The following is a 13,592-nucleotide window of genomic DNA, read 5'->3' as shown; positions in this document are numbered from 1 at the left end:
ATTATTGGGGCATCTGGTGCCTCCCCCAACGGCAAAAAATTTGCTGGGCAAAGCTATGTAGTATTTGGGGGGAGGAATCTGGGCAGTAGCGGCAGCCTCAACGCCTCTGATTTGAATGGCACTAATGGCTTTTTAATTAACGGCATTGCAGAACGTGACTTCTCAGGCTACTCAGTCAGCAATGCAGGGGACATCAACGCTGATGGCATTGACGACCTGATTATTGGGGCAGAAAATGCCTCCCCCAACGGCAACTTTCGTGCTGGGCAAAGCTATGTAGTGTTTGGGGGGAAGAACATCGGCAGTAGCGGCAGCCTCAACCTCTCTGATTTGAATGGCACTAATGGCTTTTTAATTAACGGCATTGCAGCAAATGACAATTCAGGCATCTCAGTCAGCAATGCAGGGGACATCAACGCTGATGGCATTGACGACCTGATTATTGGGGCAGAAAATGCCTCCCCCAACGGCAACTCTCTTGCTGGGCAAAGCTATGTAGTGTTTGGGGGGAAGAACATCGGCAGTGGCGGCACCTTTAACCTCTCTGATTTGAATGGCACTAATGGCTTTATAATTAACGGCATTGCAGCAGGTGACAATTCAGGCATCTCAGTCAGCAATGCAGGGGACATCAACGCTGATGGCATTGACGACCTGATTATTGGGGCATCTGGTGACTACCGCAACTACGAAGATTTTCCTGGGCAAAGCTATGTAATATTTGGGGGGAAGAACATCGGCAGTAGCGGCAGCCTCAACCTCTCTGATTTGAATGGCACTAATGGCCTTTTAATTAACGGCATTGGATCCGGTAACTCTACAAGCACCTCAGTCAGCAATGCAGGGGACATCAACGCTGATGGTATTGACGACGTGATTATTGGGGCACCTTTTGCCTCCCGCAACGACATCTCTGGTGCTGGGCAAAGCGATGTAATATTTGGGGGGAAGAACATCGGCAGTGGCGGCACCCCTGGTAAGCTGACTGGAACTCCTGGTGCAGATACCCTCTTTGGCATACCTAGCAACAACATAACTGTTAACGAAACCCTGACAGGCAACGGTGGTGAAGATAAGTTTGTATTTCGCGTTGGCGATCGCAATGACATTATCACCGATTTTAGTGGCGTGGGTAAAGGCACAAACCCATCATCGGCTGTAATTGCCAATGTTGATACACTGCAATTTATCGGTTCGGGCTTAACTGCTCGAAATCTGCAACTAACTCAAAAAGGCAACAACTTAGAAGTCACTTTTGAAAATGTGGCATCCACCAAAGTCACTCTGCAAAACTTTAAATTAGAAAACCTGGATAACCTGCCAGCAACAAATTCTTTAAGACCTGCACTCGGCAATATTTTGTTTGATGGACAAACTAGCACTGCTGATAGCTTTGATGTTATTGATGCCAACTCCACTCAAACTAGCATTTTCAACAAAGACACTGTCACCTTTTTCAATGACTTAAACAATAACATCACAGGTTTTGACAACTCCAATGATGTGATTAATGGTCAAGGGGGTAACGATAAAATTAATGGCTTGAGTGGCAATGACTTGCTACGAGGTGACGCTGGCAATGATATTCTCATCGGCGGTGCTGGTAATGATACTCTTGTCGGTGGTGCGGGTGCTGACAATTTCCTTTACAATACCAATGCTCCCTTTGCCTCTTCTGCTGTTGGTGTAGATACCATTAGTGACTTTAACCACTCCCAAGGTGACAAGATTATTTTAGATAAGACTACCTTTAATGCAATCGCTTCTACTACAGGAACAGGTTTTAGCAACGCCAATGATTTTAAAATAACTTCTTCAGCCGCCACAAGCACGGCGAAAATTGTCTACGATTCTGTGAGTGGACAGTTATTCTACAATCAAAATGGCAGCGCGGCTGGTTTTGGCAGTGGTGGTTTATTTGCAACTCTAACTGGTGCGCCAACTCTTACAGCATCAGATTTTATCTTGCAAGCATAGTTTTCCCAAAACATGGAGTTCCAAGTTTGAAGTTTCATGTTTCAAGCTTAGAACCTTGAAACTGAATCCTTTACAGAACAACTCTAGGCTATTTAGCTATTTAGATAGACGAGTCATTTCAAATAATTGCTGGGCATTACTTCCTAAAAAAGCATCGAAAAGTACCTGCTTTCCAGATTCCACTTCTATTAGATAGCGCTGGGCAATTTCATAATAGGCGTAAGTCCAAGGGATTTGAATTTCTGCACCACTGTTATCATCTAACACTGTTAACATTTCTGTTACTGCTTGAGTTGCAGTTTGCCGCAAACCACAATTAACATTTCCCTCTATCTCTGCTTTCATCGGTACACCCAGGTTAGCCAATCCACTAGCAGTAATATCAATATCTGGATATTCTAGAGTATTCTGGGCGTTGACGTAGCCTGTAAAGTGGTTGACTGCATAACCGTGCAGCAATACCCAAGCCCCATACTGAGTAATCTGATTCACCTCCTCGACAACAGAACGCACAGGAGGTAGCCAAGGGCGAGTAAAAACTTGCTGGAGTTGTTTGGTGATGGTTTCAATGTTCTCCTCTTTTTGTAGAAGAGTAAGGGGTGAAGTTAGTTCGTATGGAATTAAAGATACTGTTTTAGAGATGAGTTGGGCAATGTTAACAGGCAATTCATCGACAATCAACTCGCTAATAAACAGTTTGGGTAAGTTAAATTCCTCTTGCTGTGGATGACGATAATAACGGGCGTACAAATGGGTTTGAGCAAAATTATACTCTCCAGTTGCCACGTAACCTAAAGCTTCTACAAGCTGCCCAAGATAGTCAATTCCCAGATTAATTTTACCCTGTGGACTATCTACTAATAAACGCAAAGACCGAAAGGCGATGTGGTCGTTGGCAACAGTCCCACCCGCAGCAGTAATCATTTGCTCGTAGGTACGGGCATGATTTACTCTGGCACTATATTCTTGCCAAAGTAATTTCCATAAATTAAGGGCAATTTTATTTGTCATTTGTCATCTTTTAAGAAGTTAAAATCTCGCTGATAATCTGAAGGGCTATTTGAATTTGGTCGCTGTCGATAACTAGAGGCGGACAGAAACGAATTGCTGCTTTACCGCAACCTAGCAATAATAAACCGCGTAAAAAAGCTTCTTGGATAATGCGATCGCGCAGTTTATGATCGAGATTACCCTGTTCATCCAATAAATCTACCGCAACCATCAATCCCTTACCTCGTGGCGGCGATACACTAGGGAATCTTTGATGCAACTCGGTAAGACTAGCTTGTAATAATTCACCCATCTGAATGGCGTTGTTCATCAAACCACTTTCCAGCAGTCGCAGTGTGGCAATACCAGCAGCACAAGCTACGGGATTACCGCCAAATGTGGTAGCGTGAGAACCAGGAGGCCAAGTCATTAACTCTGGTCTGGCAAGTATCGCTCCTAATGGCAAACCACTGGCAATACCTTTAGCAGTGGTGATTATATCAGGCATCACACCCCAATGCTCGATCGCAAATAAGCGACCAGTCCGCCCCATTCCCGCTTGCACTTCATCCACTACCATCAGAATACCGTGGCGATCGCAAATATCCCGAATCCGCTCTAAAAAACCATCTTCGGGGACAATATACCCACCTTCTCCCTGAATCGCTTCGACTACGATCGCGGCTACTTCTTGCGGTGGTAAAATTGTGCAAAATAACTGTTGTTCTAAATAATCTAAGCTAGCGTGAGTGCCATAAGGGATATGAGTCACCCCAGGAACTAAAGGCCCAAAATTAGCTCGCTGCACTGCTTTAGAACCAGTTAGAGACATTGCCCCATAAGTGCGTCCGTGAAATGCGCCTAAGAAGGCTACAATTAGCGATCGCTTGGTGTAATATCGAGCTAGTTTGATGGCTCCTTCATTGGATTCTGCCCCGGAATTGGTGAAAAATACCTTTGCGGGAAACCCAGTATTACTCTGTGGCTGGGGAAAAGGGGCGCGAATCGCCAATTGTTCCGCTAGTTCCACCATTGGCTCATAATAAAAATCTGTCCCTGACATGTGCAGCAGACATTCGGATTGTTCTTGAATTGCTTTAACGACTTCCGGGTGGGCGTGTCCGGTAGCGGTAACGGCAATACCTGCGGTCATATCCAGAAATACATTGCCATCCACATCTTCTATCATGCACCCTTGACCGCGAGATACAACTAATGGGTAATCACGGGTGTAAGAAGGAGAAGTTACGGCGCGATCGCGTTGTACAATTGCTTGAGCGCGAGGCCCAGGTAAAGAAGTTACTATACGAGGTGTACGAGGTAAATTTAGGTTAATAGGGATACTTAACATAATTTTTTTAATTTTTTAAGATTACCGATGATTAAACGCTAAAGCTTGATTGCTTACAGTAGCATTTGATGCCATTGGTGTAGAAATTACGCATTTACCGAAAAAGCTTCATAGTAAAGATTTTCGTATTTTGTAAGACTTTGCCCGTTTTTATAACACAACTTCTGCGATCGCGTCATAAAACGCTATCATCTTCAGCTAAACCACAAAATAGGTAATAGGCTAGACTTACGCAAAAGTTAGTTTTAGAGTCGCATTAGTTGCTTTTGCGACACCAAAAGTTAGTTTTAGAGTCGCATTAGTTGCTTTTGCGACACCAAAAGTTAGTTTTCAAGTCGCATTAGTTGCTTTTGCGACACCAAAAGTTAGTTTTCAAGTCGCATTAGTTGCTTTTGCGACACCAAAAGTTGGTTTTCAAGTCACATTAGTTGCTTTTGCGACACCAAAAGTTGGTTTTCAAGTCGCATTAGTTGCTTTTGCGACACCAAAAGTTGGTTTTCAAGTCGCATTAGTTGCTTTTGCGACTCCAATAGCTAGTTCAGCAGTAGCCAGAAGGCCTCAATCTTTCTCTCTGCGCCTCTGCATGAGCTTATTTTGCAACGCCAACCACCATAACTCACAAAAAACGTTATATCTGCTGTTTTTTCAATTGGTTGATTTTGCATTCATAAAAATTCAAGTAAATTTAACTTGATTAAAAACATCTAATTTACACCCACTCAACTAAAAAACTTCTCCACGCATCTAACAAATATTTCCACACCCATTCCCAACGCCGTTTCGTCAAAATCAAACCGAGGATGATGATGTGGATACGCCAAATCTTTCTCTGGATTCGCAGAACCTAAAAAGAAATAGCAACCTGGAACCTCTTGCAAGAAGAATGACATATCTTCAGCAGCCATAGTTTGACATTCTGGCACAATACCCAACGGGGTTTCTACCACTTGTTCTGCTACAGTTCGCACCAATTCTGCCATCTTCATATCATTAATCACTGGTGGATAAAGTGACCAGTATTCTAAGTCATAACTCGCACCATGACTTTGACAAATTCCAGCAATAATCTGCTCGACACGCTGGTTGAAAAAGCCTTTCAAACTAGGATTAAAATACCTAACAGTGGCGCTCATTCTCGCTGTATCAGCAATCACATTTCCCTTAGTTCCAGCATGAAGTTCGCCCACTGTCACCACTGCTGAATCAAGGGGATTAACATTCCGGGCGACAATGGTCTGCAAGGCATTTACAATTTGGGCAGCAACTACAACAGAATCCACTGTTTGATGGGGTAGTGCGCCGTGTCCACCTTTGCCTAAAATTGTGCAATTAAAAGACTCCACAGCTGCCATCAATGCCCCAGCACGGACACCCACTGTTCCCAAGGGCAAATTATTCCACAAATGCAAACCAATAATCGCGTCAACATCAGGATTTTTCAGCACTCCAGCTTCAATCATCGGCTTTGCGCCTCCTGGTGATTCTTCGGCTGGCTGAAAGATAATTTTTACTGTACCGGAAAAGTCTTGGCGATGTTGCTGGAGATAGTAAGCTGTACCTAATGCGATCGCAGTATGTCCATCATGTCCACAAGCGTGCATCACTCCATCATGCTGCGATTTATAGGGCACTTCGTTGAGTTCTTGGATTGGCAATGCATCCATATCTGCCCGAATCGCTAAAACTTGGGGAGTGGGGGGTTGGTTACCTTTGATGGTGGCAACAATGCCAGTTTGGGCAATGCCAGTTTGGTGGTCAATTCCCCATTCTTGGAGTTTTTGTGAGACAAACTCAGCCGTCAGTTTTTCTTGAAAACCCAACTCTGGTTGTTGATGCAATCGCCGCCGCCACTCTACCAATTGTGGTTGCAATGAACGAATCGAAAGTCGGATGCGAGATAAATCAACAGAAGAGGAATTGGGAAAGGTAGAAACCATTATGACAAACTAGTTTAAGTACAGCTAAGGCAAGCTTATTTTCCCAGTTTATCGTAGGGAATGGGAAGAATAGACATCTCCAAAAAAGAATGTAGAGACGTAGCAGTGCTACGTCTCTACAAGGATTTTGGGTAACGCCTATTTAATTTCTACTAGATGTCTAATCAGCATAGAATCTTCTTAATCAGTAAACCAAAAAGTTTTTCTTTGAAAAGCAATGCTTAGGTTGGGCTACGCCTATACTAATAATCAGTTACGTAGACCACAAGTTAAAACACTTTGGAATTTGAAAAAGTCCGAGTGGAAAGCACTATTTTGTTTTCGGATGGTTTTTCTAAGAAATTTTCGGATAGTAATTTGGTCAAAGCATCGGGGTGTAGTTGCCAGTTCAATAATCCTGATAACCCCATAACCAAGCCAAATATAGTTGGAACTAAGGCGGCGTAGAACAACCATTTTTTCTGAGATAAAGATGTAATGGCAAATAGCGAAACTGAGATCGATAAGGAGGCATCAGCTAAATCAAACTGGTCATCATGGTAATTAAGCTGGTCATAGGTTGTTTGATCTTTTTCGGCGGCTAGCTTCTGTTCCTGCTTTTTCTGGTCTTCTTTATCAGCAATTAGTTGATAAGCGGCAATCTGTTTTTCATAGTCAGCCCTCACAGCAGAAGGTTGAGAAACAGATTGCAATTTCAGTTGCACCACATTTGATTTGGCTATTTCTTCACGAATATTACGAGCCTGGTATAACGCCCAATCGTCAATTTTATTTGCTTGAGCTTGCTGCATTGCCTGAACCAGATTATCGTCTTTAACTTTGCAGATGCCTATAAAGGTTGCGAGCAATGCAACTGCAATTGCAACAGCACTATTTAGACGACTTTTGCGTTTTTCGCGGTTAGCTGGGGTTTCGGGTTCATCGTTTTCATCTTCAACCAGGTCGATGGGGTTTATGTCCATATCGTTATACCAATTTCACTTAAAGATAAAACAGGAGTCAGAATACAGAATTCAGAAAACTCTATCCATAAAAGGATAGAGTTTTAACCATAGTATTAGTTAAAATCAATTCTGCAACCAACCAGCCATCACCGCAACTATCAAAAATACACCCATCGCCAAGCGGTAGAAAATAAAAATCAAGGTACTGTGTTTTTCTAGGTAGCTTAGGAGTCCCCAAATTGCTAGAAAAGCGGAAATGCTGGCAGAGATTAAGCCTACCAATAAAGTCAACCAACCAGCTGCACTCAGTCCTGCTTTGCTAAGAGTATGGAGTTCTACAGCACCCGCCAAAATCACGGCTGGTAAGCCCAACAAAAAAGAAAATCGGGCTGATGTCTCCCGTTCCATGCCCAAAAATAACCCAGCAGTGAGGGTGGAACCAGAGCGAGAAACGCCAGGTATGAGGGCAAAAGCTTGAGCAACTCCTACCCAAATGCCATCCCAGAGGGTGAGTTTGTCGAAAGTGCGATCGCGTCCTCCCCGTTTTTCTGCGATCGCCAACAATCCTGACATAATAATTGAAGCTACACCAATAACTACTAACCCTCGCATCGGTGAGTTGCAGGCGTTAAGAATTGGTTTGAGTAGGACACCAGCCACAGCAATGGGCAAGGTTCCTACCAATAAACCTAACATCAGTTGCAAAGAACTAGATTGATAATCTTGTCCGCTAATTGCTCTAACTGTCTCTCCTGTTAATTTTTTTAAGTCTTGCCAAAAATAGACTAAAACAGCAGTCAAACTAGCTAATTGCATGGCTGCTGAAAAAGCAGACCCCGGATCTTTGAGTCCCAGTAGAGTTGGCACTATCCGCAAATGAGCAGTACTGCTAATTGGTAATAGTTCTGTAATTCCCTGAACGATGCCTAAAATAATCACGTCAATCCAGCTAAGGTTAGCAAAGTCTAGATTCACTTCACTACCTTTGCCACAGATTGCACTTGCCACCGCAAAAGAAAGCATCATGATGTCAGGCGTAAATAATTTACTTTTAATCAAACACCGATAAATTAACTTATGCCAATGACGTTTCTATGACTAAGATATGCCACTTGAATGACATTTAAAATGTCAGCATTTCCAAATCTAAATCTGATGCTACTTGAGCAAGTTTATCTAAATCAGTCAGGCTATCTAAATTTGGTAAGCAGCCTAAAACTGGTATGTTCGTGAGTGATTGAATCAATTGGGGTGGTGTCCAATCGGCTATTTCTGCATCAGTTCGTCTTTGTACACAGTTCAGTACAATGCCTTTAAGATTGATCCGTGCTTGTCTAGCTAATGCTACGTTCGCCACTGCTTGAGCAATTGCACCTAATCTCACTGGCACTACCAATACCGTTGGTAAACGCCATTCTCCGGCTAAATCGGCTACGGTTAATTCCTCAGTTATAGGCGAACCTAACCCACCCAAGGCTTCTATAAGCACAAAATCACGTTGCGATCGCAATTTAGATAAAGCTTGCCAAACTACTGCTAAATCTACTTGGCGATTTTCTCGTGCTGCTGCGATGGGAGGGGCAAGAGGCGCTCGAAAGTACAAAGGTGTAATTTCTTCTAAAGATTGTTCTAGTGTAAATAGCTTTTGATACCATTCGCGATCGCCAATCCCCGATTGAATCGGTTTCATGATTCCCAAGCTACGCTGCGGATAATATTTTTGCCAATAGGCTGCTAAGGCTGTTGTTAAAACAGTTTTACCAGCTTCGGTATCAGTTCCAGTAATCAGTAGTGTGTTTAACATTAATTTCTTTGGCCAGAAAATGGTTGTGTTCCATCAACTGGCGGAAAACTTGGCGTTTCACCAGTGGTCGGAATTGGCGTAGGTGTCTCTGTCGGAATTGGGAAAGGTGTTTGTGTAAAAGCTGGGGTGGGTATCTCTGTTGGAACTGGGTTAGGTATTTGTGTAGGTATTGGGAAGGGTCTTTCTGTCGGAATTGGGGTAGGTGTTTGTGTATAAACTGGGGCAGGTATTTCTGTTGGAATTGGGGTAGATGTTTGTGTAGGTATTGGTTTTGCTAGTGTTTCTAATGCAACAGTCAGGCTGTAATTGCTTTCGGCAACTCCTGGAACCAGTGTTAACTCAATAGTATATCTACCAGTAACCAGCAATGTGCCTTTATATGATGCTACTTGTTCAACATTTTGATCAATTGGTTGTTGATTGGGACTGAAGACTGTTAACAAAACGCTGCTTCCTGGGTCAATAAACGCAGTTAAATTGTCACCTTTCTGCCCAAAAAAAGTATATCGGATGATTTGATTTGTTTTGAGAGTATCTGTAACCGTGGTTGGGTTAGATGCTTTAAGATTGAGCCGCCTACTAGATACAATAGGTTGTTCGGGGGTGGGTGTGGATGTGAATGTAGTACCACCAGAAATAACTGGTGAAGGAAAATTTTGTGGAAGCGTCTGTGTTGGTGATGGTTTTGATTGACTGCGGATAGAACTTACCAGTGCCCAAGAACCAAATCCGGCTACGATTACTACAGCAGTGCCAATTGCTGCGATCGCTAACGGATTATCCAAGACTGAGCTAGTGGAACTTGGTGGAATCACAGGATCGGGTTGTTTCTTGGGCAAAGCTGCTGGTGGTACTGAGTCAGGACGGCGGCCAACAGCGATTGTTTGCAAGTTAGACGTATTCAAGGCCGGAAGACTAACTTGCTGCTCTAAAGATTGTAGTGCTTGAGATACGCTAGCAGCACTTTGATAGCGATCGCTCGGTATATGATTCAACATTCGATTCAACACCATAGCAAATCGCGGATTAACTGTTACCCACCGTTGCCAATTCCAAGTTAGTTGGTTTTCGTCAAATAGATCCCTTGGTTCTTTACCAGTCAGCAAAACAATCGCTGTTACTGCTAATGCATACAAATCACTACTAGGATAAGCTCCCCCTGTTTGCATTTGTTCACTAGGAGAGTAGCCTAATTTTCCGACAGTGGTTTCTGGCATTGCGCTCTCTGGCGATCGTAAACGAGTTGCCAGTTCTTTTACCACTCCAAAGTCAATTAACACAGGTTTAGCGTCACTATCTCGCAAAATAATATTTTCTGGCGAGATATCTCGGTGAATAATCCCTCGACTGTGAATATGCTCTAAAACAGGCAGCAACAACTTTATCAACTGCAATACTTCAGCCTCTGTGAAGGTTTGACCCATAGCTTGACGTTCAGCCAGCAGAGCTTGGTAAGTTTGACCTGCAACGTAGTCCTCCACCAAAAATAAACGTTGGTCTTGCTCAAACCTTTCCCGAAATTTCGGGACTTGTGGGTATTCAATTTGATATAAAATGGCAGCTTCTCGGTGAAAAAGCTCTTGTGCCTTCTCCCAAGCCAAAGGCTCCGTTGCTGTTGAAATCAATTCCTTGATCGCACAAAGTTCGTTAAAGCGCCTCTGGTCTTCTGCCAGATAGGTTCTACCAAATCCTCCTTGTCCGAGAATTTGGATTATGCGATAACGGTTTTGCAAGACAGTGCCAACTGTAAGGGGTGGTTGCATGATCCAATGATTGAGTGTAGTAGCAACTGAGGAGGAAGTCACCCACAAAGATTTAAGTCCAAGAGGCGACAGACAGTTACCTGCGGCAATATTCTACTATACCGAATGGGGAAACCTCACCAGAGCTAGATTATTTTGTAGTTTATTTAACAGCCCCCAATCCTCAATTCAATTTACTTCTTGATAAAACGAGAGATTTTAAAATATGCAAAATTAACTTGAGAATCCAGATTATACAAATTGCTCATCTCTTTTTGAATCAATCCTTTGGGAAATAAATGTTCACGATTAACTATTATCAAAACCGTATCCGCACGATTTGTTAAAGTTTCAATTTTTCCTGCAAAATTTTTATCATTAATCCCCTTCCTTAACTCATTCCCAAAATTGCATCCATTCAGGCTTAGAAAGTCACCGTAGTATCTAAATAATCTGGGATGGCCAAATAAAATTACTGATTTTGTAGAAGAGGGACGATTTTTTATAATGTACTGGATTACAGAGCGGTAGTCATCTTTCTGATAGAAATCATTGAAGTATAGCAACAGCCTTGGTGATTAGGACATCAACAGATGATAAAACTTAGACACAAAAAGACTTTTCACCCAGTCTCTAGTCCCTTGCTATACCAGCAACTTTTTTCCACCATTGGGGCGGGTGCGGTAGACTAGCGATCGCTCCAATATCCAAAATCACCATCCGTTTCAGTCGCAGATTATAGGCGATCTGCAACACGGCCTATGCAGTTAAAGATTTTTCTGCTACTGAATTACGTCGAGAGTCCATTAGTCTTTCCCACTTTTATACCTCAGAAGAATTTAGATTGAACAATTTTTCTAGCATTTAATTAAAATTTATTTTAGTAAAAATACTTACAAATCTTTGCCTAGATGGTATTACTCTTGTTGAGTAATGTTTTTTTATTATAAAGAATGTTTTTATTAAGTTTTTATTTAAAATTTATCCAATCTTTATCTAAAAATCTCATTGTGCGTCAATACCTTGTGTCCACTGTTATCATGTTCTAACTTATGTAAGTGCTGTTTTTGTCAATGCGTAAGGCATGGAATAATAAGCTACTATTGTAGTACTTAGTCGAAGGTGCTATACTGTATGAGAACAAGCTTCACTATCACTTAAGTTGTAATGCTTTAGTGTTAGCTATGAATGAGGTAGTTAGAAAAACCTACCACACCAATGTTTACCTCAATCCAAAAATTTGAACTATAGACCTAGTGGATGGACTAAATGTCCGTTAAGCTATCAATAGTTTGCTTGCAAAAAAAATTAGACAGTTAGCGAATGATAATTTTATGAAAAAATGTTTAAATTTTGTATGGAATATTCAATAAAACTCACAAATGTTTTTTTAGGCGATTTCTCGGTTAAACCTATTAAATCTTTAATGATAATATTGCTATGAATGCACATAGAGGATCTGCTGTGCTCAGTTCTGCAACTTTCAAAGTGCAACCATCTGCAACAGGACTGAGTGATAATCATCGCCTGCGGCTGTTTTCTGGCTCTGCCAATATACAACTGTCTCAAGAGGTTGCTCGTTATGTGGGCATGGACTTGGGGCCAATGATTCGCAAAAGATTTGCCGATGGAGAACTTTACGTCCAAATCCAAGAATCGATTCGGGGTTGTGATGTCTATTTAATCCAGCCATGTTGTCAACCCGTGAACGATCATTTAATGGAATTATTGATTATGGTTGATGCCTGTCGTCGAGCTTCTGCGCGACAGGTAACGGCAGTAATTCCCTACTATGGCTATGCCCGTGCCGATCGCAAAACCGCAGGAAGAGAGTCAATAACCGCCAAGCTAGTTGCTAACCTGATTACCGAAGCAGGTGCCAACCGCGTTCTAGCAATGGATTTGCACTCGGCTCAAATTCAAGGCTATTTCGATATCCCCTTTGACCATGTTTACGGTTCGCCAGTATTGCTGGATTATCTAGCAAGCAAAGAACTGCCCGACCTTGTGGTTGTTTCCCCTGATGTTGGCGGTGTAGCGCGAGCCAGAGCATTTGCCAAAAAACTGAATGATGCCCCACTTGCGATTATTGACAAACGTCGTCAGGCACATAATGTTGCCGAAGTGTTAAATATCATCGGCGATGTTAAAGGCAAAACGGCAGTTTTAGTGGATGACATGATCGACACTGGAGGCACGATAGCAGAAGGAGCGCGATTACTGCGTGAAGAAGGAGCGCGTCAAGTATACGCCTGTGCAACTCATGCAGTGTTCTCTCCACCAGCGATGGAGCGTTTGTCCAGTGGCTTATTTGAGGAAGTGATTGTCACCAATACAATTCCCATACCAGAAAACAATCGTTTTCCCCAACTAGTGGTGCTGTCAGTAGCTAATCTTTTAGGAGAAACTATCTGGCGGATTCATGAAGATACTTCAGTCAGTAGTATGTTCCGCTAGACTGTCATTAGTTTTATTAGCGTAAATTGCCCACACTGTACTCTTGAACTTGTACAGTGTGGGCTTTTAGCAACGTGAGTTCGACGGCGATTACAGAACCGAAAAGCTTGCCACAAAAGGAAAAAGGACAGGCTGAAGGAAGCTACAACCTATCTACTATAGGGGACTTCCAAGAAATAAATTATCCAAATGAACGAACCACAGAGACGCAGAGAACACAGAGATAGGAGAAATAGAGAAGATTTTTGCGTCAGTTTTGGGATATTTTTTTATTTGGAAGTCCCTAGATTATGATGTTGTGCATTCCTAATTACATCAACTGATATACCAATTAATGGTAATACCATTTTTGGCGTTGCATAAATGCGGGATGAATTGGCGGTTGAAATC

9 protein-coding genes are annotated in these 13,592 nt (G+C 42.4%); 2 read left to right on the top strand and 7 right to left on the bottom strand.

What is annotated here, in order from left to right; translation table 11 throughout:
- Positions 1-1,977: beta strand repeat-containing protein (locus tag V7K25_RS04120; RefSeq protein WP_335155320.1), on the top strand; the 1,977-nt coding region annotated here is incomplete at its 5' end.
- Positions 1,978-2,073: 96 nt separating this feature from the next.
- Here the strand turns inward: V7K25_RS04120 and V7K25_RS04115 are convergent.
- The 7 genes from V7K25_RS04115 to V7K25_RS04085 all read right to left on the bottom strand — a co-directional run bounded on the left by V7K25_RS04115 (position 2,074) and on the right by V7K25_RS04085 (position 10,766).
- The gene (locus V7K25_RS04115; protein WP_335155318.1) at positions 2,074-2,988 is read right to left on the bottom strand and encodes a DUF1338 domain-containing protein; all 915 of its coding nucleotides are present in this window, start codon (positions 2,986-2,988) and stop codon (positions 2,074-2,076) included.
- Positions 2,989-2,998: 10 nt separating this feature from the next.
- Positions 2,999-4,318, bottom strand: a complete 1,320-nt coding sequence (locus V7K25_RS04110; protein WP_335155316.1) for an acetyl ornithine aminotransferase family protein — start codon at positions 4,316-4,318, stop codon at positions 2,999-3,001.
- A gap of 719 nt (positions 4,319-5,037) precedes the next feature.
- Positions 5,038-6,255 (bottom strand): M20 family metallopeptidase, encoded by a 1,218-nt coding sequence (locus V7K25_RS04105; RefSeq protein ID WP_335155314.1) that lies wholly within the window; start codon positions 6,253-6,255, stop codon positions 5,038-5,040.
- Positions 6,256-6,524: 269 nt separating this feature from the next.
- A complete protein-coding gene (locus V7K25_RS04100; RefSeq protein WP_335155312.1) occupies positions 6,525-7,217 on the bottom strand; it encodes a DUF4337 domain-containing protein in 693 nt (230 codons plus the stop codon).
- Between the two features lie 105 nt (positions 7,218-7,322).
- Positions 7,323-8,225 (bottom strand): undecaprenyl-diphosphate phosphatase, encoded by a 903-nt coding sequence (locus V7K25_RS04095; protein ID WP_335155310.1) that lies wholly within the window; start codon positions 8,223-8,225, stop codon positions 7,323-7,325.
- Positions 8,226-8,322: 97 nt separating this feature from the next.
- Positions 8,323-9,003: a dethiobiotin synthase gene (gene bioD / locus V7K25_RS04090; protein WP_335155308.1), complete on the bottom strand. Its 681-nt coding sequence runs from the start codon at positions 9,001-9,003 to the stop codon at positions 8,323-8,325.
- A complete protein-coding gene (locus V7K25_RS04085; protein ID WP_335155306.1) occupies positions 9,003-10,766 on the bottom strand; it encodes a protein kinase domain-containing protein in 1,764 nt (587 codons plus the stop codon). The genes bioD and V7K25_RS04085 overlap by 1 nt, the downstream gene beginning before the upstream one ends.
- A gap of 1,419 nt (positions 10,767-12,185) precedes the next feature.
- Between V7K25_RS04085 and V7K25_RS04080 the strand changes: the two genes are divergently transcribed.
- Positions 12,186-13,202, top strand: coding sequence for a ribose-phosphate pyrophosphokinase (locus V7K25_RS04080; protein ID WP_335155304.1), 1,017 nt, complete (start codon positions 12,186-12,188; stop codon positions 13,200-13,202).
- Positions 13,203-13,592 lie beyond the last annotated feature (390 nt).

Origin of the sequence: Nostoc sp. (assembly GCF_036919495.1) — a bacterium.
Lineage (GTDB): Bacteria > Cyanobacteriota > Cyanobacteriia > Cyanobacteriales > Nostocaceae > Nostoc.
Note: the sequence above shows the minus strand (reverse complement) of the source record. Positions and strands in the feature narration are given on the sequence as shown.

Excerpts from the sequence above, each read along its gene's own strand:
- V7K25_RS04115 (WP_335155318.1), bottom strand. The coding sequence starts at position 2,988 with ATGACAAATAAAATTGCCCTTAATTTATGGAAATTACTTTGGCAAGAA.
- V7K25_RS04110 (WP_335155316.1), bottom strand. The coding sequence starts at position 4,318 with ATGTTAAGTATCCCTATTAACCTAAATTTACCTCGTACACCTCGTATA.
- V7K25_RS04105 (WP_335155314.1), bottom strand. The coding sequence starts at position 6,255 with ATGGTTTCTACCTTTCCCAATTCCTCTTCTGTTGATTTATCTCGCATC.
- V7K25_RS04100 (WP_335155312.1), bottom strand. The coding sequence starts at position 7,217 with ATGGACATAAACCCCATCGACCTGGTTGAAGATGAAAACGATGAACCC.
- V7K25_RS04095 (WP_335155310.1), bottom strand. The coding sequence starts at position 8,225 with ATGATGCTTTCTTTTGCGGTGGCAAGTGCAATCTGTGGCAAAGGTAGT.
- bioD (WP_335155308.1), bottom strand. The coding sequence starts at position 9,003 with ATGTTAAACACACTACTGATTACTGGAACTGATACCGAAGCTGGTAAA.
- V7K25_RS04085 (WP_335155306.1), bottom strand. The coding sequence starts at position 10,766 with ATGCAACCACCCCTTACAGTTGGCACTGTCTTGCAAAACCGTTATCGC.
- V7K25_RS04080 (WP_335155304.1), top strand. The coding sequence starts at position 12,186 with ATGAATGCACATAGAGGATCTGCTGTGCTCAGTTCTGCAACTTTCAAA.